Source organism: Microcoleus sp. FACHB-831 (assembly GCF_014695585.1).
Taxonomy (GTDB): Bacteria; Cyanobacteriota; Cyanobacteriia; order Cyanobacteriales; family FACHB-T130; genus FACHB-831.
In genome coordinates, this window is sequence record NZ_JACJON010000028.1 from 90,249 (window position 1) to 112,309 (window position 22,061).

Sequence of the window (22,061 nt, forward strand, 5' to 3'; positions counted from 1 at the left end):
TAGGAGTGCTATATAATATTTGGCTATTGTTGAAGCTGTCGGCGCTCTACATTCTTACTTTTAGGCAAATTTTTGCAGGCGGTATAAAACCGCACTACTTTGATTAGCATTAGTTGTATCTTGGACGGGTTTTCTGTTCTGGAATAAACCTATAAAACTTTGAACAAAAGTGTTACCGCTTGCTTCTTTAGCCGATACTACTTGCTGTAAAGCACGAGTTTCTGCCAATGGCACTGTTAAAACAGGGGCAATGTTGGAAACTTCTTCGACCAAACCAACCATTTGCAGGCGGAATACAATCTGCTGAACCGTTTTTAGAGGAAGTTGGAGTTGGTGAGCGATCGCCTCAAGGCTTATCTTCCCACTTGCTAACTTCCAAACTTGCCCCTCGCACGAGTCTAGTTTTAAGTAAGGCTTGCTATAACCAGTTTTGGTCAGAACTAAGTTTGGGTTGGGTAGCTTGTCAGCCAAAAATGTCCAATCTCGCAGCACCCGCAACCCCAATAGAGTGGCTTTGGTTGCTGATAGGCTCATTCCCGTCATCTCAACGGTTGGCATAACAGCCATGCTATCAAACACAAACTGCCCAGTTTGTAGTTTAAATAAGGCACACACTGGTAGTAGAACTTGGACGTAGAATAGCAGGCTTAGCTGCTGTGAACTTAGCGCTTCTTTCTTTTTTAAGCAGACACCGAGGCTAGAGTCTCCACTGATAAGGCAGCTTTTAGCCACCCCATGAATCTCTTCAGGCTTGAGCCAGCCCCTTTGACTGATGAGGCAGGTTAAGCCTTGATTGTCAAGGGTGTTGGCAAAGGCTACAATGCGTCCTTCGTGTAGCCAGAGATAGCTTTCTCTCTTTTTCTGGGTTTCACACTCAGACGCTGCATGAATCGAAAGCAAGCCTGTGCCCTGCTGTGTCTCCAAAAATTGAAAAATTTCTGGCAAGGAAAATTCTTCGAGGTTCCCTGCGATCGCCATGCTTTTCCTCTGTTTGGTAGGTTCAATTTCAAAGCGTCGCTTTTAATTCACCCTGAGATGGTAGCCGCGACAGTCATTTCCTCAGTTTAAGGCAAAATTTTGTATCTGTAAGAAGTTCCATCTAGTACTAACTGCTAGCGATTTTAATCTGTTCGCTAAAAAAAATCAATAACGAGTAAATAATTTTAGCGGTTGTTAAAGCATAATTACCTTGACGGAGCTTAATCGCAATCATTTCCATCTGAGAAGTAGAATAACTGAATTAAGCACTATCATCTTCTAGGTTGAAGTGAGGGACGAAACCCCTCCAACCAATAATTAAGTCCCTGCCATAGGGATTTTATGGTGTAGCTGCATTTTCGACAAATTTTCTGTTGCGGAACAATCCCATCAGGCTATCGACAAACGATTGACCAAAACGGAAGTTTTTAGTAAATCCTAACCCAATAGTCTTGTCAACTAAAGCCCTTGGCATTGTTATGGAAGAACCACCGTTGGGAGACTCTTCGACCAAACCAACCATCTGAAGGCGGCAGGCAATCTGCTGAACTGTTTCGATGGGGAGGTCAAGTTGCACGGCGATCGCTTGTAAAGACAGCACGCCGTCTATCAACTCCCAAACTTGCCACTCTTGCGAATCTAGCTTTAAGTGGGGGTAGCCGCAAACAGCCTTACGAAGAACCAAGCTAGCAACAGGCAGTTTGGCACTTAATGGCGTCCAGTCGCGAAGTACCCGCAAACCCAAAAGCGTTGCTTCCGTTGCCTTTAATGAGAAACCCGTCATCTCTTTTGAGGGCGTAGCAGCCAGCGTGTCAAATACAAAGACACCTTCTTTAAGCTTAAATAAAGCACAAGCTGGCAGCAGCACTTGCACGTAAAATAGCAGTTTCAACTGTTCTTTGGCGATCGCGCCCGACGAGTGCAACCACAACCCCAACGGAGTGTCCGAAGGATGCGGGCACAGTTGAGCCAATTCAAGAATCTCCTCAGACTTGAGCCAACCCCTTTGGCTGATGAGCCTAGTCAAGCCTTGATTGTCAAGGGCGTGACCAACAGCTACAATTTGTCCTTTTTTCAGCCAAACATAAGTCGTTTTTGCCTCCTCTGTGGCGTCGCATCCTGGCACGTGAATTGACAGCAATCCACTACCCTGATGATGATCGAGGAATTGAAAAATCTCTGCTAAGGAATATTCTACTAGGTTTCCTGTAATCGCCATACCTTCTCGGTTTCTATTCTATAGCCAAGGAATTTTACTGTTATATCGACCTTGTGTCGATCCACCTTTCCAGGAAAAAAATGTATCAATTCCTGTGATAAAAGTATTGCCTCCAGCAATATATCTTTTTCTAATTTAAGGTTAAAAACTTAGTCAAAGTAACAGATTTCATTACTAAAAATATTATTCTTTTGCATCTTACCTATGTTCTACCGTCAAATCAGCAAAAATCCATGTATTTAAAGACATAATTTTTGCCGTTGGCAATTATAAAAAATAATTATAAATTATGGTTCTTAGAAGAATCCATAATTTATAATTGCACCCGCTGTGGCTGGACTAAGGACGAGGGGGACTCTGCTGAAGCCTGCCGATCTGGTATTGTGCATCTTTATAGCAGCTCAACTTTCCTTGGTCGAGACAGAGTTTAGCCGATTGCTGAAAATCTTTAATAGCTCCCTGCTTATCCCCCACAGAGGCTCGTACTAAACCGCGATCGTAGTAGACAAGAGCGTGGTTGGTATTGCGGGCAATTGCTTGATTGAAATCTTCAATAGCTCCCTGCTTATCCCCCAACTCAGAGCGGGATATACCCCTGTTGTAGTAAGGATCTGCATCTTGGGGGTCGATCTGAATTGCCACGTTGAAATCCTCAATAGCTCCCTGCACATCTCCCAAGCGGCGACGCGCCAAGCCTCGGTTTTGGTAGGCGAAAGCATAATTAGGTTTTAGTTGAATCGCTTGGGTACAATCCTCAACGGCTTGCTGCTGTTCGCCAATGTTGGAGTGAGAAAGGCATCGGTTAAGGTAGGTTTTGGGTTCTTTGGGATCTAGCTGAATTGCTTTGTTGTAATCCTCAATCGCTTGCTGCTCGTTGCCAAGTCCAGCGCGGACATTTCCTCGACCAACATAGGCAGAGGCCAGTTTAGGATCGAGCTGAATGGCTTGGTTAAAATCCTTGAGGGAACCTTGGTCGTCGCCGACATCAAAGCGGGCTTTTCCTCGGTGGTTATAAGCTTCAGCGTACTGGGGATTGATTTGAATCGCTTGGGTAAAATCATCAAGTGCTTGCTGTCGCTGTCCTTGGCTATAGTAAGCCGCACCCCGATGGTAGTAGGCGGCGCTATTGTCGGGTTTTACCTTCAGCGCTTGGTTGTAATCGGCGATCGCTCCTTGATAATTGCCCGCCTTCCCCTTATCCACTCCCTGACTTATCAACTTTTGAGCCATCAGCGTATCTGGGAAACGGCTATACAAGGCAAAAGCTAGTCCGCCCGCGATCAACAGAGCCGCTGTTCCTCCCAAAACTAGCCAATTTACCCCACGCCGACGTACTGGCTCTACTTTCTGCTTAGCAGAAACGATTGATTGCAGAGGAGATGGAATTCCAAACTTGACACCTACCTGCACTAGACCGTTAAGGACTTCTATGGCTGACTGGTAGCGATGCCCAAAGTAAGAACACACCATTTTGTCAATTATTTCTGCTAGCTCCGGGCTGACATTAGCGCGGTGCTGCCAAACTACTTTACCAGCGTTATCATTTGGGGAATCTTGCGGTTTCTGATTTTGTAATTTTGGCAAGTCGCCAGCAGGTAAGCCAGTTAGAGCTTGGATAGCGATCATGCCCACCGCATAGATATCGCTACTAAATTGGGGATGACCTTGGAATTGTTCCATCGGCATATAGGCAGGAGTGCCAGTGGCGATTGTCCGAGGCATTTGTCCCTGAGAATTAAGTATTTGAGTGCTGACTTCTTTGACCGAGCCAAAGTCGATCAAAACCAACTTGCCGTCTGTCTGGCGTCTGATGATGTTGGATGGGTTAACGTCCCGGTGAATCACACCTTGCCCATGCACAAACACCAAAATTTCTAGTACATCTAGCAACAGGCGAATTGCAGCCGCCTCGGTTAGGGGTTGACCAGCTACAATCTCTTGAGTTAGAGGATGACCGGGAACAAATTCTTCGACTAGATAAAATTGCTTGCTATCTTCAAAATAAGCTAAGAGTTGGGGAATTTGGTCGTGTTTTCCTAACTTTTCTAGGGTTTCTGCCTCTCGTTTAAATAAACGGAGAGCAGTTTTGAAAAGTTGAGGATTGTCATGAGGAGGCTGTAGTTGCTTGACCACGCATTGCGGTTGCCCGGGGCGGCGAGTATCTGCTGCCAGATAGGTTCGCCCAAATGCGCCCGATCCTAATACTTCAACAATTCGGTAACGTCCATCCAAAAGTCGGCCAATCATGGTGGCACCAAAGCCTGTTACAAAACTCCGCCCGGACAAGCCCCTCTTACGCGCGAGGATTGGGATGACTTGCGGTGCAAACTGCGATCGCCTAGTGTATGCGCGTACTCGCGCTACTCGCCATCTTAATTTAATGTTGTTCTCAAAAAGCACCCAGAAGCTCGAAAGCACTACCAGTCTAGCGAGTTGATGGCTCCTATGGGCAACCGACGATGTTGTATCCTCTCGCGCCAGTAAAACTAATAGCAGGGGGAATGCTGCGCCATCTCGCGCCAACAAAATTAACCGCAGGGGGAATGTTGGGGGGTCTCGCGCTAACAAACTGGAATAATGTTGTGGATGGTCTTTAGTATGGTAGGGCACTGTTAAAGTTAAAAGTTAAAAGTAAAAAGAGAAGAGAAAAGAACAGATATTTTTTTGCCTTTTGTGAATATTGCCTCGGTTGAGAATGTTTTTGCCCCCTAGACGCGATCGCCTGGTCTATAAACCTTACCTAAAGAATGGTCTGGATTAATCTCGATTGCTAGCTCCACAAAGCGCGGATTTGTGGTAAATGGTTTGATAAATAAATCCGGGTGCAGCGCCTTCCAAAAATACTCGACAAATTCATCAACCATTGCATCCGTCATACCCGACAACCCTGTAGCAATCATCTGTTGTTCTGCCTGCCGCCGCCACTGCTTGCTGAGCCGATAATCAACTGGATATAGGATAGTTAACCTATCTAGGCGTTCCCACAAAGGTAAATAATCCTGCAATCGACCATTCATATCGCGTGCAAAAGAGCGATCTGCTTCAGTTAGAATTGGCGGCGGTGCATCGTCAAATAAATTTGGGTTGATGGGGCGGACGCCAACAAACCACCCTTCAAACAGTACGATATCAACATTTTCGACAACTTCAGGCGATCGCCTGTCACCCGCACCACCCCAAGCAGATTTATCAAAACGAGGTACTTTAATCTGTAATCCAGGCTTATGCTGGCGCAGTTGGTCTAAAACCTCTATACCCATACCGATATCGTGGGTTCCTGGCGGACCTCGCCAAATCAGGCGCGGGTCTTGCTCTTTTAAGGCAAGACGTTCGCTATAAGTTTTATAGAGGTCATCTAATGACAAGCTGAGGGCGCGATATCCCAAGTGGCTTAAGATTACGGTCACGATAGCCGCTAGCGTGGTTTTGCCAGTTCCCTGTCCCCCTAAAATTCCCTGGACGAGGGGGCGTCCCAGCTTTTTTCTGGACTCTGCCAGCTGCATTGCCAAAGGAAGCCAGAGTTTCCAGAGGGTTTCTAATGCAAGGGGGGAGTAGCTTTGAGGAATAGTTGAATTTTCAACTGGAACTGAGCAGACATATTGCAAAAGGCGCGAACCGCCCATAAGAGCAGCATACGCAAGCGATCGCGCTTTGACTACCTCTGCCACATTTTCTGGTGTAATGCCAAATGCGATCGCCCGCCTTCTATCTTCTAGCTCCCAAAAAGCCATCTGTTCTAGCTGGGCTGATGTAGGTTGCTGTTTGTCCGCCCAGTCTCCTAAAATTTGGCTCAGGCTTTTACTTGATTGCGACATAGCATCACGAGCCTAGTTTGAAAGCTTCAACGAACAAACTGTAAGTCAGGCCAATTTTAAGAGCATTCAACATTTCTGCCAAGAACGAACGCACTGGAACGCCCGTTTCGGCTGCTGGCGCTTGTCTGTTCTTGCGATAAACCAACCAAGACGAAGCTTCGGTAAACACAACCAAGAAAAATGCGCCACTCACATCCCACCCCGCTGTTTGTCCGGCGGTGGTGGGAACGGCTGTTCCGAGAAATGTGCCAAGCAGGAAGCTAATAACCAAAACCGATAGGCGCCGCCAAGGATTGATAAACCATCGCCTTAGCTGCCCAATTACAACATCGATAAGAGTATTGAGACGGGTGTTTTGCATTAAATTTACAGGTCTGAGGCTGAAAGGTTTAGGCGGCGGAACTAAGAGCAAAACTTTGCTTGCACTTGATAATGGCTTGTTTGAATTGTAATAGGCGGTTGCTCTAAGTTATATAGGTTGGCTGGGATGCTTGCTAGCGGAACTCTCTAGCGTTGTCAGAGTCAAGAAATGCGGTGATAGTTTTAGCCCCCAGGCGCTAGCTCGTATCAAACCGCAACGCTTACGCCCCGTGCGTGCGATCGCATTTCCAGCTAGATTAAGGTCTGGAACACCGCCATTTCGGTTGGCTATTAATGGACGGACTGTTTGGAGTTGCATGAAAGATAGGTTGGATCGCGCAAGTACACCCATGAAGCTTTCCACAGAAGCAACAAAAGCCTGGTTACTTTCGATTCTGTGGTTGCTCTTGATTAGCTGGCTGGCTTTTTTGTGGAATTTAGGCAATATCGGCCTTGTAGATGAAACTGAGCCGCTTTTTGCTGAAGCCGCCCGCCAGATGACGGTGACTGGCGACTGGATTACGCCGTATTTTAATACTGAAACTCGTTTTGATAAGCCAGTGTTGATTTACTGGCTGATGGCTCTAGCCTATAAAACCATTGGCGTCAATGAATGGGCGGTGCGACTACCTTCTGCTTTAAGCGCGATCGCTCTAACTGTGTTTGGCTTCTACACGCTACGCTATTTTGGCTTTCCCAGTCCTGGTGCGATCGCTAAAGGTGAAAGTCAGAATCATGCCAACAACTCAAAAGTCTTGTGGCTGTCAGCCCTAATTGGTTCAGCCGCGATCGCCCTGAATCCTGAAACTATTGCTTGGGGAAGGACGGGCGTCTCAGATATGCTGCTTAGTGGCTGTATGGGTTGTGCATTATTGGCCTTTTTTGTGGGATATGCGGGAAAAGAAAAAGCCAAAAGTCAACAGGTAGAAGAAAAAGAAAATAATCTTTTGCCTTCAGGATGGTATCTGGCTTTTTATATTTTGATTGCTTTAGCTGTTCTCACTAAAGGGCCAGTGGGAATTGTCTTACCGTGTCTGATTGTGGGGGCTTTTCTGTTTTATCTGGGTAACTTTAGGGAAGTCTTGCGCGAGATGCGACCCTTACTAGGCGGGTTACTCGTTCTGGCCATAACTTTGCCCTGGTATGTTTTAGTTACCTTGGCCAATGGTGACGCTTTTATTAACTCCTTTTTTGGATATCACAACCTAGAACGCTTCACGGGGGTCGTCAATCACCACGATGCACCCTGGTATTTTTACTTTTTAGTGGTGCTGGTTGGCTTTGCGCCTTGGTCGGCTTACTTGCCCGCCGCGATCGCTCGTTTGCGCTTTTGGCAGCGCGATCGCTGGCGTGATTCTCCCCGTTCGACTCAGCTTGGTTTGTTTGCCCTGTTTTGGTTTGCAGGTGTGTTTGGCTTCTTCACAATTGCCGTTACCAAACTGCCCAGCTACGTGCTGCCATTAATGCCCGCTGCGGGTATTCTGGTGGCACTGCTTTTTAGTTCTGAATTTCAAACAAAGGCTGGCTTCTCGTTCCCAAGTGTCGCGGGGATGTCAGAAGAGGTGGCAAAACCAGCACAGACGACTCAAAACCGAAAGCTCTTTTTCAGCGGGCTGTTTAACTTGGTGTTTTTGTTAGTTCTTGCTGGTGCTTCTTTTTACAGCCCGCAACTACTGGGATACGATCCGGCTGCACCCAACTTGAAGGAACTACTGCAAGCGTCAGGGTTGCCAGTGTGGGCAGGAACGATCTGGGGGACAACGGCGGTAATCTTGGGTTGTTTGTTGATAAAACGCCAGTGGCGCTGGCTTTGGAGCGTCAATATGGTGGGGTTTTTGGCTTTTATCATTTTTGTAGTGACGCCTGCATTCTTCTTGATGGATGATATGCGCCAGTCACCGCTGCGACAAATGAGCGCGATCGCCACCCAGGTAAGGCAACCCGGTGAAGAATTGATCATGATTGGCTTCAAGAAACCCAGTGTAGTATTTTATACGCAGCGACCAGTCAATTACTTCTCCAAATCGCCCAAGGCAATGTTGTACCTTGAAGAACAAGCCGCCCGCGATGACAATCCCTATTCAGTCCTCATCCTGGCTAGACCTAAAGAAATAGCGGAAACCAAACTAACTCCACAACAATACCAGGAGCTAGGCAAGGCTGGCGTTTATGAGTTGATTCGCGTGTCGAAACAAGTCGTTGCCCAAAACAGTTTCTAGTTGTTGACGGTCATTAGTTTGGAAAAACTTAGTAAGTAAAAATTAGGAGTTATTAACTTAAAAAGTATAACTTTCTATTACTTTATAAGTCTTCCATCGCCCATTCGCGATCGCTTAACAACTGATTGATGTGGTCTAATAGGTCTGGCATAGATTGGGGAGATTGCCTTAAAATGCGGGTAGCAACCGCGCCCAATGCTGCTTCAATATCGTTTGACGAGTTTGGCTGTAGTGCCGCCTTTCCACTTACAACTTCAGCGTTCTCTCGATGATCTAGAACCAAAATCGGCGGTTTTCCAGACATTCTCTCCAGCGATGTCAGCGCTTCAAATAATGCAGGTTGAGGAGGTAAAACATCTCCTAAATGAAGCAAAACTAAATCAACGCTTTGGTGTTCAACTTGTCGGCATACTTCTCCCCAAGAGCGCGAGAGCAAACTTCTAAATCCAGCTGTTTGCAGGTACTGAATTAGCGCTTGGAGCCATTCCTGAGAAGGAGGAAGGATAAAAGATGAAGGATGAATTTCACTTTTTTCTTCTGATTTTTCTTGAGGTATTGCCTGTAACGTTTCTAGGTTTTCTTTTGATTTTTCTCGAATAATATTACTTTGATTTTGCCCCTCCTTAGAGGCATTGCACAAATCGGGCAGGGTTGTAAGGTCTGCAACTAAAATTCCCGGCTGGCATTTCATTCCGGCGGCAACCTGAATAACCTGGGATAAGGCAGCAGTAAGCTGGTTGCGCTCTGGTGTTAAACACGGAAACACAGACAGTCCACTTACTTGATTCGCCGCTTGAGTGGTTTGGCGATCGAGAGTTACTAGGGGTAAAGATGCCAAGGATCTACACTCGCTGAACTGATGGAGGTAAGCAAGCGGGTCTTCTAAGCTGCCACCATCTAGCAAGACAACATCAGGATGCCAGACCCTAGCCAAGAGGTCTGCCTGCTCTAAATCATCGGCTTCTAGAACCCGATATTTCACTGCTCGTTCCGACGACGACCCAAGTAAGTCATCATCTTCGGAATGAGTTAATTCCCAGGGTGGAACGAGTCGTAAAATTGTGACAGCATCGCAGTTATTTCGCTGCTGCTGGCGATATAAATTTAGGCTCTGTCGTAATGCTTGCTGTTGTACGGGGGTAGTTAAAAAGCCATCGGCTCGGTTTTTTAAGGCAGTTGCTTTTTCTGCCTGTGTTGCTGTCACCAATACCGGGATGTCTTTGGTTTGGGGATCTGATTTGAGGATAGTTAGCACATCCCAACCTGAAAGCAGCGGTACTAAGGGATTGAGTAATACGGCGAGTGGCTGGAGCCGACGAGACTTTTCTATCGCCTCTGTACCGTTACGAGCGATCGCGACCTGATAACCTAAATCTGCTAACTGAACGCTCACCTGTTCTATGTACTGGGGTACAGCTTCGACAATTAACACCAAAGACGGCGACCTAGAAAGGGATTGTGGATAAGGATTTCTCCTCATCTCCTCATCTCCCTCTGTGTCACTCTCCCCTAACTCCCGACTGCGGACTGCGGCGGAATTATCTGGAGGGTTGGGAGGTAGTAGTAGGGTAAACTGGCTACCTTCACCTGGTTTAGAGATAAACGAAACATCCCCACCGTGTAGGCGAGCAAGGCGTTGGGTGAGGACGAGTCCCAGACCTGCACCGTCAAACTTGCGGGTAAGAGGATTTTCCAGTTGTTGAAATTTTTGAAATATTAAATGCTGCTTGGCGTCGGGGATGCCTATTCCAGTATCCCAGACGTTAAAGGCAATCCATCCATCCCACCGTCGCACTCTCAGGCCAATTTCCCCTTCTGCTTCGGTAAATTTGAGGGCGTTGGAAAGCAGGTGTACTAGCATCTGGCGCAGACGCAATTCATCTGCGACAAATGTTTCTAAACCCGATTCAATATCAAACGTGTAGCGAGTTTGGGGTAGCGATTGCTCCAAGCCGTTTTCTTTTACTTGCTGGAGTTGCTGTGCCTGCAAATAGGCGCGATCGCACACGGCTGAAATATTCACAAGTTCCAGCGTCAGTTCCATCTGACGTGTTTCGATGCGCGTCAAATCTAAAATATCATTAACAACTGTCATCAAAGAGCGCCCGTTCTGATGTATCAGTTGGGCATAGCGTAGTTGTCTTTCATTCAGACCACCCACTAATTGGTCTTTCAACAGACTCGACAAACCTAAAACAGCCGTAAGCGGTGTTTTTAGTTCGTGGCTAATACAGGCAAGAAATTCATCTTTAAATCGATTTAATTGCACTAAATCTGCATTTTTCGCCACCAGTTCCTGGGCAAAAAGTTGCTGATCTGTGACATCTTGAGCCATTACTAGCCATAGTTGAGTTAAATTTGTCTGCTGATTATTCAACGCTCCCCGCTCAAGATTGCGGCTTTGGTGTAGGGGGATTTTGACAAACTCCCAGACGCGCTCTTGACCATTTTCTGTAGCGGCAATTGGTAGCGTTTGTTCTAACGGGACAGCAAATGTTTCCTCCTCATCAGAGGGTGCTTTTATCTCTCCTTCTCCACACAACATAACTGTACTTTGTAGAGGCGTTTTTTTTCGCGCATTTACATCTACTGCGGAGTAGTTTGCAGCCTGTGAGTAGCTGGGTCGATCTGGTTCTTCATTATCAGAATTCCGGCTAAAGGCGTCTGTGTTTTGTAAAACCCCAATTAATGGCGTCTCTACTATTGCATTCTCAATTGTGTCTGTATCCCCAATCTGAGTCCGCCAGGTCAGATTTTGGCTCACAACAAGTCCATCCCCTGTTTGCAACCGCAACGGTAATGGCAGTTGTTCTATCAATTCCATTAAGGGTTTGAGGGCTATTATTAGAGGCTGGGGATTAAGTGTGGGAATTCCAGCCGACTCCAATTCCTGACTTGTAATTTCGGGAGGAGCGTTGGTCTTGGCGATCGCTTCGCTGATGGGATAGTGTTGTGGATGTGCTATCGATTCGGCGGTATCTTTTACAGGGGATTCTGTAAGTAGGAATTTTAACAGGCGCAGGCTATCGAGCATTCCCAAAAATTTTCCATCGGGATCTACTAGGGCTACTTCCCGGCCAGTTCCTTCGCTCAAAGTTTCTTGAAGCTGCGGCCAAAATTGGCTCGGGCTAAAATGACCAGCTATAGTAGTTACTGGCTCAATTAGGGGCAGGTCTATATGAGATAGCGGTTGCTGTAAATCGAAGCCTATGCCTGTAAATAGACAATTCCCTTTGTGTAAGTTATTTTTTATGATGATATGAGGCATCAAGGTGCGGAGTCGTAATACTCCCACTGGGAATTCGTTTTTATCGACCACCACGAGGCGATCGCAATTACCAAAGCTAAAAATTTTTAATACTGTCGCCAGCCCCGCTGTCTCGTTACAAACGGGAACTGGTTCCATAAATTCCTTGAGACTGCGAGTTGGCATGGACATGAGAAACCTGACTGGGGAGAGTTTGAATTTTTAGAGGTTTTTAAGTTTGTAGGGTTTTGAGCGTTGTTGGTAAGGGGGATATACCCTGCGCCTGCGCCAGCCAATGCTACAAAGTTTCCTGGGCTTATGGATGGATTTTAGGCTGGTTTTGGTTAGGTCTTGTTCCCCCCCGGACAGCTTTTTCTCTAATTGCTGGTCGGCGCGGTTCCCGATGCGTCATACTTTCGGCTAACCTACAAATACAATGACTAACCCTTACCTACTAACGCTTGCAAAGAGCTACCCCACCGTGCAGCTTGCGCTCCCCTCCCAGCAGCGCCGTTAAAAACTCAAAAAGCTGTTGATAATAGCGAGCGACGTGCAGTTACTTTCTTAGCCTCTAACGAGAACTACAGCTTAATTATTGCTCTTAACAGGGGATACCAATAGCCTGGAAATTACAATAAATTACAATTACTTTAATGTTTAAATTAATGTTAAGTAGGTTTGTAGTGCATCTAGCTCTATATCCTCCTTGCGGCTGATGCGGCATTGCGAACAAAAATTTGATTTCTTAATGGTCTAGCCTTTTGCATCCCCAACTCTCTATCTGTACGTTTGTTCTTTCCTCCTCTCTGGCTCAGTCTTTGAGGCAGTTTTTGCAGAGCGATCGCTATAATTTGACCCAGCTAACTACACAGAGCGAATTCTTCGACTTTATTGAAGAACACAAGCAGCAGATCGATTGTTTGATCTTACAATCACATCGGTCGTTGCTGCCCTTAGTTAACCGATTGTACGAACAAGGAACGCTATTACCAGTTGCAATTATATTTCCGCAAGCAGAAACCGCCGACGAGCAAACGGCAGTTTCCCATCTGGCTGAAATAGGTGCCATTAGCGTAGATGAGTTGCAGCCTATACATTTACCAATTAGCGAACAGGCTGGGGGCGATCGCCCCTTACCGTTGGCAACAATTCTTTACCACACGGCTGAAGTTCACTTATCGTTTAGTCAACTCGATCAAATTGCGAGTTTTATTGAGCGGGCGATCGCTCAGTTTATCAATCTGGCTCCCACATACCCCCTACAATCCCAGTCTACAACTCTCGATTTGACAACCGAGCTAACTGCTCAGAATTTCTTAATGCTTCAGCAGCGTCGGCTAGCTGAAAAACTCAAAGAACGCCTCGGATACCTTGGTGTGTACTACAAACGAAATCCCCATTATTTCTTGCGGAATTTGTCCGCAACTGACAAGCAAGAGCTTTTAATCAATCTAAGATCTGATTATCGTCAGATTATTCTGAATTACTTCTCAAATGACACGGGACTGAATCAAAAAATTGACAACTTTGTTAATACAGTTTTTTTTGCTGATATGTCTGTGTCTCAAATTGTGGAAATTCATATGGAATTAATGGATAAATTTGCCAAGCAACTAAAATTAGAAGGCCGCAATGAGGAAGTCTTGCTTGACTACCGCCTGACATTAATTGATATAATTGCTCACTTGTGCGAAATGTATCGTCGGTCTATTCCCCGAGAGGTGTGATTTGTAAACTATGAATTATGAATTAATAACATCATTTCTGTTCTTTAATGCCTCCTTCCTCCCCCGCCTACTAGCTAAAATATGCCTGCTATGAAAAAAACCTACGTTCTCAAGCTTTATGTTGCTGGGAACACTGCTAATTCTGTACGGGCTTTGAAAATGCTCAAGGATATCCTGGAACAAGAATTTCAAGGCGTTTATGCCCTTAAGGTAATTGATGTACTCAAAAACCCGCAACTGGCTGAGGAAGATAAAATATTAGCAACGCCTACTTTAGCAAAAGTATTGCCACCTCCAGTCCGCAAAATTATTGGCGATCTGTCGGATAGAGAAAAAGTATTGATTGGTCTAGATCTGCTTTATGAAGAACTCCGGGAAGGCGACTCTGATTTGTAAAATTTAGGCTTAAGACTACTTCATATTCATAGGCTCGAATCTTTTTTGGCGACTAAATTCCATTTTTTCTAAGCGAAGCAATGAATCAAATTAATCCAACTGAGCAACAGCAGGATAAAACGATACCTGTAAGCGTTCAAAAAATTCGCACGATGATTGAAGGCTTCGACGATATCAGTCATGGCGGAATGCCGATTGGTAGAACTACTCTCATCAGCGGAACTTCTGGTACAGGTAAGACGCTGTTTGCTGTTCAGTTTCTATATAACGGTATTAGAGATTTTGATGAGGCTGGCGTCTTTGTTACATTTGAAGAATCACCCAGCGATATCATCAAGAATGCTTGTAGTTTTGGCTGGGATTTACAAAAATTAATTAATGAAGGCAAGCTATTTATTCTAGATGCTTCCCCCGACCCAGAGGGACAGGAAGTTGTCGGAAATTTTGATTTATCTGCCTTAATCGAGCGCATTCAATACGCCATTCGCAAATACAAAGCCAAGCGAGTTTCTATCGACTCTGTAACAGCAGTATTTCAACAGTATGATGCTGCAAGTGTGGTGAGGCGGGAAATTTTTCGCTTGGTAGCTCGTCTTAAACAGATTGGCGTAACAACTATAATGACAACCGAGCGGGTTGAGGAATATGGCCCTGTAGCGCGGTTCGGGGTGGAAGAGTTTGTGTCGGATAATGTTGTGATTTCCCGTAACGTTTTGGAAGGAGAGCGTCGCCGCCGCACGATGGAAATTCTCAAGCTACGCGGCACAACACATATGAAAGGGGAGTACCCTTTTACTATCACCTCTGGGGGTATTAACATTTTCCCCCTCGGAGCTATGCGACTAACGCAGCGTTCTTCCAACATAAGAGTTTCTTCTGGTGTCAAAACGTTGGATGAAATGTGCGGCGGTGGTTTTTTCAAAGATTCAATTATCTTAGCTACTGGTGCTACAGGTACAGGAAAAACTCTTTTAGTTAGCAAGTTCATCCAAGACGCTTGCTTGCGGGGCGATCGCTCTATGCTATTTGCTTATGAAGAGTCGCGAGCGCAACTGTCCCGCAATGCTTACTCTTGGGGTATTGATTTTGAGGAACTCGAACAAAAAGGCTTGTTAAAGATCCTCTGTACTTATCCGGAATCCGCTGGTTTGGAAGATCATTTACAAATTATCAAGTCAGAAATTGCAGATTTTAAACCGTCGCGGATTGCTATTGACTCGCTTTCAGCGTTAGCTAGAGGTGTCAGCAACAACGCTTTCCGGCAATTTGTAATTGGCGTAACTGGCTACGCTAAACAAGAAGAAATTACGGGTTTCTTCACTAATACTTCCGATCAATTTATGGGTTCTAATTCAATTACAGATTCCCATATTTCCACAATTACAGACACCATTTTAATGTTGCAGTATGTGGAAATTCGCGGTGAAATGTCTCGTGCAATTAACGTGTTTAAGATGCGGGGTTCTTGGCATGATAAAGGCATCCGCGAATACACTATTAGTCAGGATGGAGCTGAGATTCGAGATTCTTTCCGCAATTACGAAGGAATTATCAGCGGTTCCCCCAGTCGCATTGCTGTTGACGAAAAGAGCGAACTATCTCGGATCGTGCAGGGAATACGAGATATCCCCGACGAATAGAAAGTAAAAAATAAAGGCAATAGAAAATCCTTCTATTGCCTTTATTTTTTACTTTTAGCTTTATAAACGAGCGCGGAGGGATTTGAACCCCCGACCCACAGAACCGGAATCTGTTGCTCTATCCACTGAGCCACGCGCCCTTATATGTTTTTTCATTATAGCACATCAGAGCGAATGGGGGCGATCGCCAACAGAATTACTGGCTAGCCTTTAGTTGCTTGTCGGGCGGCGGTTCTTTCCTCTCTTGGCGGACGCCAGCCTTGATGCAAAGCCGGGATGAATCCAGATTCAGGGTAGCGTCGCATTCGGTTGATAGATAGCATGGGGCGATCGCCCCATGCTATCTGCTAAGTGAGATACCCTTTTGCAAGCGAAAATTAGTGGATTTAGAAAAATTTTCAAATATGCAGGAGGGTAGTAAGAATTGCGGGGGCTGGCAAAACAATACTAACTAGCAGAGCAAGGATTGCTAAGCCGCAAAAGTCACGCCTGTTATCAAGTTCTGACACATCGTTGAGAGCTGGTTCATCCACTATGGGCATAAATAGAAAGAAAATCGTAATAAACCAGAGCAAAGAGTCGGACTGCTTGTTTACGAAAGAGTTTATCAAACACAGAGCCAACAGCAACAACTGAACAACTTGACCAATGCCAGCACCAGTGCGTTGTCCAAACATGGCGTGGACGATGTGACCGCCATCAAGTCTGCCTATAGGCATCAACTTGAAAGCTGTCCACACCAAACCGATGCAACCAGCTACCGCTACGGGATGGAGGTTAATGCCATAGTTGGGTGCAAATTGACTACCCAGTGCCAATTTGCTCAGAAGGGTTAGCAAAAGGGAAAACCTGGGGTTAAGCGATTGAAAATTGAATATTGCGGACTTGTCGGATAATTTAACTACATCTGAGTGAGCCAAACCCCAAAGCAGAATAGGTATTGCGATCGCAAAGCCTGCTACAGAAGCAACAATAGCGATGTCAAATAAAGCTTTACGGTGAGGAACGGGCGATCGCATCTGCATAAACGCCCCAAACGTACCTGGGAAAAAAGGCACGGGCAGAAAGTAAGGCAGCGTCGTGCGAATCTTGTAGAAGACAGCACACAGGTAGCGAGCAAATTCGTGGATACCTAGAATGGCGATCAGCGAAATGGCAAAGGGCAATCCTGTAATTAATAAATTTGCATTAGATACCACCTGGCTACTCGGAATAGGCTTATCGGCGGCAATACTGGCTCCAATCAGCGTACTGGTAAACAAAGTGACGCATAGTAAACCTAACGCTACCACTGGTCGCGTTACAGTCTCAGTGTTAGCTGTAGCATCTGAAGTTAGGCGGTGGGGGTTGGGAACTAAGGCGAAGAAAGGTTTTCCCGTAAGACTTTCTTGAAAAAGGACGAAGAAGCGATCGCCAAATAATCCCTGAACATTCTCCTGAATCGTCTTGTAAGCCTCCTCTGGATTGGTGCGTAGCTTACCGCGTATTAGGACAGTTTGAGGACGGTACTCAATGTCTTCCAAATAGTAGATAGACCAAGGAAAACACTTCCGCAAACTGGTTTCTTCTGCTTGACTAATGGGACGCACCGTTGACTGTTCGCCAGCGAGAGGGTTTGTCTCGGTTCCCGCGGAATTCTTGTTTTGAGAATCAGAGACTACGGGTTCATTTTGGGAAGCATGAGGATCTTTATTTTTGGGACGACCCGACTCAACCAACAGCCAATAGACAACCGGACAGATCGCAAAAGGAGCGATCGCCAGCACAATTGGCATAGGCGTCTTTTCACCGTTAACCAAAACCCAGCCAGTCCAAATCAGCGCTGGTGTCATCATCACCAACCACAAAATCCAGATCGGCGTCCGCGTAATGCCTGTCACACTGCGCTTTACGATGAAGTAGGTGAACAGACCCAATAGTATTAGGAGCAACCAGAGTTCCATGCTAAAAATTTGAATTGGTCATTGGTTAGTTGGTAGCGGATAGTCGCTAACAGATAGTAGCTAGTGACAATATCAACTAATAACTAACAACTAAAAAATAAAAACGGACAACAGCCAAAGTGCAACCCAACTCCCCAGAACACGAATCCATCATTCAAGCTGACAACCCAAATGCGATAAACACTCCATCTCTCTCACTAAAACCGCCACGTCCTGTTTTTGACAACATCTTTGCCTTTCCGCCCAATCGAGACACGTTGGGTGGTACCGCCTATCTCATTGTAGAAAATCAGGGAAATATCCTGATCGATTGTCCGGCGTGGGATGAGGCAAACCAAAAATTTCTTCAAGACAAAGGAGGTGTGCAGTGGCTGTTTATCACCCATCGGGGTGGGATTGGCGCATCGAAAGAAATTCAGCAAGCTACCCAGTGCGAGATATCGATCCAAGAGCAGGAAGCTTATCTCTTACCGGGACTTAAGATAACGCCATTTCAGAAAGAATGTACCCTTACTTCCAGCACATATGTCATTTGGACGCCTGGGCATTCTCCAGGTTCATCCTGCCTATATTACACTGGTCTCGATGGAGTATTGTTCTCCGGGCGTCATTTGCTGCCCAACCAACAAGGGCAAATCATGCCGTTGCGGACATCTAAAACCTTTCACTGGCGGCGACAAATCGACGGCGTTAAGTTACTGCTGGAGCGGTTTACACCAGAAACTTTGAACTATATTTGTCCGGGGGCGAATACCGGGTTTTTGCGCGGAAAGTTGACAGTACAACAGGCTTACCAGCAGTTATCTCAACTAGATTTAGCTTCTTGTTTGCAGTCGCAACCATTAGTTTGAACTGCTGTTTCTTCACCTTTTGGCAAAGCGACAGAATGGCTGGAGACATTCAATTTTGTGAATTTCACAGATTGGGAATTTCCCACCTCAGAGCATTCAACGTCCTCGGTGGCTGTATCCAGTTGGGGCGGTTGAGCTTGCAGATAAACCGCGAACACCGTCCCCACACCCACAGTAGACTTAAACTCAATCTTGCCGCCGTGCATCTCAACTAACTGGCGAGTCAAAGCCAGTCCCAAACCCGTGCCTTGATGCTGGCGAGAAAGGTAGCTATCAATTTGTTGAAAAGCTTGAAACAAAAGATGCTGTTGTTCCGGAGGAATACCAATGCCAGTATCTGCAACCTCAATTTTGACAGCGTGGCCGTCATAGTATATACACAAGCGAACCATCCCCCCAGCAGGCGTGAACTTGACGGCATTCGAGAGCAGGTTTAGCAGAATTTGCTTGACTCGCCGTTCATCGCCATAGAAGTTATCGTTTAGTGGCAGTCCTTCTAAGTCAGCAACCAGTTTAACTTTTTGTACTTGGGCTTTTTCCCGCAGCAGTGCCATGCTGACTTCGGCAACGTCACGCAAGGAGAACTGGTCGATAGACAAAGAAGCTTTACCCGCTTCAATCTTAGACAAATCGAGAATGTCATTAATCAGCTGCAACAAGTGTTGTCCGCTGTTATGAATAATTTGGATATATTCTGACTGCTTGGGGTTGAGCGAGCCAAAGTACTGCTTTAGTAGAGCCGAGGACATACCAATCACAGCGGTTAGGGGCGTTCTTAACTCGTGGCTCATACTGGCTAGAAACTCGCTTTTAGCCTGAGAAGCGGATCGCGTGTCGATTAAGGCTTGCTGGAGTTGATCGGTTAAATCGGATAGAGCCTGCTTGGTCTGAACTAGCTCTGTAATATCGCGTGAAGTCCCTAAACAGGCATAAACTTCGCCGTTGGGGTGTTTGAGGGGTACTCTGAAGGTGTCGAAGTGGTGGATGCCATCAGCGAGATGCAGGGTTTCTTGCTCGTGTAGAGTCTGACCAGATTCAAAAACGCGCAGATTTTGTTTGGCAAAGGAATTGGCTAACAAGCCCGACTTGCACTCAAGGATAGATCTGCCTTGAACTGAGTGGCAATTTTCCAAACCAAGACTGTGGGCAAAGGCATGGTTGCAAAAGCGAAGGCGCAGGTCTTGGCGCTCGACTACAAAAATGCTATCTGGATGGGCGTCAAAGAAACTTTCCAGTTCAGCCGTGCGAGCTAAGACTAAGGCTTCCAAGGTTTGATTTTGCTGCTGAATCTGTTGGTATAGCGTAGCTTGGTGGATGGCGAGCGCTAGCTGGTCGGCAACGGCAATCAGAAAATTTAGCTCCGAATGGTGCCAGTAGCGGGTACATCGATCTTGATTAAATGCTAGGCAACCCCAAATTTTTTCTTGGCGGTGAATCGGCACCATCAGCCAAGCCCCTGGATACTTTTCCGCCAGAAACTGATTAAATGGGTCTTCTAGCACCCGCGTATCGCTGACCTCAACAACGTGTAAGTTGTGCAGTTGCGATATTACTGGGTTATTTTGATCGGGAACTATCAGATTAATGGCGGTGGGGATATCGTTATGGGCGCGATACTCAGTAATCGGCTGCCAACTTTGTGGCTCTTCTAAATACTGCAAAATTGAACAACGATCTGCCACTAGCAGTTGTCCCAGTTCGCTGGTGACGGTTTCAAATATCTTAGGCAATTCTAGGGAAGCCCTGATCTGCTCAACGAGACGATTCAACAGTGCCGCGTGGTTTGCCCGTTCTTGAGCTTTCTGGTAAAGATCTGCTTCTTCTAGGCTCTGGTGTACTTGGTGAAGCGCCAGATGAAGCAATTGCTTTTCCCAGGTTTGCCAGACTCGATCTTGCTCCCATTGCTCAACTAGCAGCAGCCCGCATGATGGGGCTTGGGTTTGGGATGAATTTTTGGCGCGCTCGCCTCCTGGCACAAACCAACTTAAAAATAGCGATTTAGCGGCAGGAGTTGCAAAAATTGGATCGATAGCGCGATCGCTTTCTTGGGGTTCGGTTGCCCAAGATTTATCTGGATAATGTTGTTGAATGTGTTGTTCGATGGCGTGCCAATCGGGGTAGTTATTTTGTCGCTGTGTCAATGGTATTTCTTGTGCAAAGGCGATCGCGCCCGATATTCGCGATGCATTTTTCCCACTGTAGAACGCGATTAAACATCGGCTTACTCCCAATGTTTCTTGAATTACTGTTGCCGAACGCTGTAATATTGCCTGCGCTCCCATAGGCGAACGGTTAACGCGCAGTAATTGGTGCAGCAACTTTTCTTGCAACAACAATTGTTGTTGCGATCGCGGGTAAACATCCTCACTTGTAGAGCCGCGATTTTTCCCCTCTTTGTTTTGATTTGTCTTTGCGGATCTAATTGGCAATTCTGAGATCGGCCATACATTCTTTATCAACCCGCCTTCTACTGTTTTTGAGTTCTTACCTTCTTGTTTTAATTCGTGTACGGGCTTTAGCGAAGCATTAAGAAGCAAAGCACTAGGGTCTAAATTTGAATTTTCCTGCCCTGAGCAATCGTCCGCATCGTTGTCCATAGCGTCCAGTGCTGCTAGCAGGTGCAAAGTAAATTCGCTCTGCAAGGCTGGCAGATTGGGTTGAGCAGACCATCCATCAGTGGCTTTGATAAATGCAGCAAGAATTTCTGGTTTCTCTTGCACAGATCGTTCGATCTCTGTAGAAATTGTGGCTGCAATAGCTGGCTCGAAGACTAAATTTAATTGATAAGGGTTAGCCGGGTTGTGCTGTTGCCCAACATCATTAATTGCAGTAGCTTGCAACAAAACATTAAAGCGATCGCCTAGTCCCCAAATTACTATTTTGTTTTGCTGCCTATTTGCCTGGTTTGCTATTGACTTGTTACCGTTTAAGATTTTTGTCTCAAAAAATTCCTCTAAATTTAAATTGTAGGGGAACCAAGGCCCAGTTCCCTTTGCTTCTAGAAAATCTTCTGGCAGTGTATGAGGCTCTCTAGATAACCTATGACCGTTCTGATTTGGCAAGCTACCTGCCAACTTCAAATAACAGTTATTCACCGCCGAGAGGGCGCGTCCTTCGGCTGGAGAACCTTCAGTAAAAGCATATTTCCACCATTCTGAATACCCCTCGGTTTCTCCGGAGTTTTTTCCTCTAGGTGGTACGAGTCGGGAGGAGCATATGGTAGCGGCTGCGGCTAGTGTGTCGGCGCCAAGCTCTGCATCTATTTCCACCAGCGATCGCGATAGTATGCCGTTGGCAAGCAAGCGATCTTGCTTCTCCAGTTGTGAGCCAAAAACGACTTGGGCACTAAAGCTTGGATCGCTAGAGCCAATTACTACTACTCTGGTATCTGGAAGGGAGGTTAGTAATTTTACTATCGCTTGAGATACAGCCAAAAGAGATGACTGTTTAAGAGAGTATTTTGCAGCACTAGGGAAGAAGAACATGACCCCGACGGCTCTATTTTTGTATATAAGCGCTGGACGGCAACTAGCTTTTAACTAAACGCTTAGTGCTAATTACAGGTCTAGCAATGAACATTTGTCATTGCGATCGCATATAGTCAATAATTTCTGGTGGTGATTCCCATCTTTTATTCACTAACGCGATCGGTACTTAACATTTTTG

14 protein-coding genes and 1 tRNA gene are annotated in these 22,061 nt (G+C 46.0%); 5 read left to right on the forward strand and 10 right to left on the reverse strand.

Annotated features, from left to right (window positions below; genetic code table 11):
* Positions 1–60 precede the first annotated feature (60 nt).
* The 6 genes from H6F77_RS04915 to H6F77_RS04940 form a co-directional block, all read right to left on the reverse strand.
* On the reverse strand, positions 61–978 hold the full coding sequence (locus H6F77_RS04915; RefSeq protein WP_190485952.1) for a DUF4388 domain-containing protein: 918 nt from the start codon (positions 976–978) through the stop codon (positions 61–63).
* Between the two features lie 340 nt (positions 979–1,318).
* On the reverse strand, positions 1,319–2,197 hold the full coding sequence (locus tag H6F77_RS04920) for a DUF4388 domain-containing protein (protein WP_190485954.1): 879 nt from the start codon (positions 2,195–2,197) through the stop codon (positions 1,319–1,321).
* 339 nt (positions 2,198–2,536) lie between these two features.
* Positions 2,537–4,807: a tetratricopeptide repeat protein gene (locus tag H6F77_RS04925; protein WP_309228804.1), complete on the reverse strand. Its 2,271-nt coding sequence runs from the start codon at positions 4,805–4,807 to the stop codon at positions 2,537–2,539.
* Between the two features lie 98 nt (positions 4,808–4,905).
* Positions 4,906–6,012 (reverse strand): glycerate kinase, encoded by a 1,107-nt coding sequence (locus tag H6F77_RS04930; RefSeq protein ID WP_190485956.1) that lies wholly within the window; start codon positions 6,010–6,012, stop codon positions 4,906–4,908.
* Positions 6,013–6,016: 4 nt separating this feature from the next.
* Positions 6,017–6,373 carry a DUF565 domain-containing protein gene (locus H6F77_RS04935; protein ID WP_190485958.1) on the reverse strand — a complete coding sequence of 119 codons (357 nt, stop codon included), beginning with the start codon at positions 6,371–6,373 and terminating at the stop codon, positions 6,017–6,019.
* A 108-nt stretch (positions 6,374–6,481) separates the two neighbouring features.
* Entirely contained in the window at positions 6,482–6,724 is a 243-nt protein-coding gene (locus H6F77_RS04940; RefSeq protein WP_206753444.1) for a hypothetical protein, read from the reverse strand.
* Here H6F77_RS04940 and H6F77_RS04945 point away from each other — a divergent pair.
* A complete protein-coding gene (locus tag H6F77_RS04945; protein ID WP_190485962.1) occupies positions 6,723–8,591 on the forward strand; it encodes an ArnT family glycosyltransferase in 1,869 nt (622 codons plus the stop codon). The genes H6F77_RS04940 and H6F77_RS04945 overlap by 2 nt on opposite strands.
* 82 nt (positions 8,592–8,673) lie before the next feature.
* Here the strand turns inward: H6F77_RS04945 and H6F77_RS04950 are convergent, their stop codons facing one another.
* Positions 8,674–12,030, reverse strand: coding sequence for an ATP-binding protein (locus H6F77_RS04950; protein WP_190485964.1), 3,357 nt, complete (start codon positions 12,028–12,030; stop codon positions 8,674–8,676).
* 569 nt (positions 12,031–12,599) lie between these two features.
* Between H6F77_RS04950 and H6F77_RS04955 the strand changes: the two genes are divergently transcribed.
* The 3 genes from H6F77_RS04955 (at position 12,600) to kaiC (ending at position 15,601) form a co-directional block, all read left to right on the forward strand.
* On the forward strand, positions 12,600–13,565 hold the full coding sequence (locus H6F77_RS04955; protein WP_190485966.1) for a circadian clock protein KaiA: 966 nt from the start codon (positions 12,600–12,602) through the stop codon (positions 13,563–13,565).
* 81 nt (positions 13,566–13,646) lie between these two features.
* Positions 13,647–13,961 carry a circadian clock protein KaiB gene (gene kaiB / locus H6F77_RS04960; protein WP_190485968.1) on the forward strand — a complete coding sequence of 105 codons (315 nt, stop codon included), beginning with the start codon at positions 13,647–13,649 and terminating at the stop codon, positions 13,959–13,961.
* An 80-nt stretch (positions 13,962–14,041) separates the two neighbouring features.
* Positions 14,042–15,601, forward strand: a complete 1,560-nt coding sequence (kaiC, locus tag H6F77_RS04965) for a circadian clock protein KaiC (protein ID WP_190485970.1) — start codon at positions 14,042–14,044, stop codon at positions 15,599–15,601.
* Positions 15,602–15,668: 67 nt separating this feature from the next.
* On the opposite strand, the gene H6F77_RS04970 is transcribed toward kaiC, so the two are convergent.
* Together H6F77_RS04970 and H6F77_RS04975 are read right to left on the reverse strand one after the other, a co-directional pair.
* A tRNA-Arg gene (locus H6F77_RS04970) sits at positions 15,669–15,741 on the reverse strand.
* Positions 15,742–15,999: 258 nt separating this feature from the next.
* Positions 16,000–17,544, reverse strand: a complete 1,545-nt coding sequence (locus H6F77_RS04975; protein WP_190485972.1) for a site-2 protease family protein — start codon at positions 17,542–17,544, stop codon at positions 16,000–16,002.
* A 176-nt stretch (positions 17,545–17,720) separates the two neighbouring features.
* Here H6F77_RS04975 and H6F77_RS04980 point away from each other — a divergent pair, with 176 nt between their 5' ends.
* Positions 17,721–18,395: an MBL fold metallo-hydrolase gene (locus H6F77_RS04980; protein WP_190486091.1), complete on the forward strand. Its 675-nt coding sequence runs from the start codon at positions 17,721–17,723 to the stop codon at positions 18,393–18,395.
* Here the strand turns inward: H6F77_RS04980 and H6F77_RS04985 are convergent.
* Positions 18,350–21,880 carry a GAF domain-containing sensor histidine kinase gene (locus H6F77_RS04985; protein WP_190485974.1) on the reverse strand — a complete coding sequence of 1,177 codons (3,531 nt, stop codon included), beginning with the start codon at positions 21,878–21,880 and terminating at the stop codon, positions 18,350–18,352. The two genes, H6F77_RS04980 and H6F77_RS04985, sit on opposite strands and share 46 nt — an antisense overlap.
* Positions 21,881–22,061: the final 181 nt, after the last annotated feature.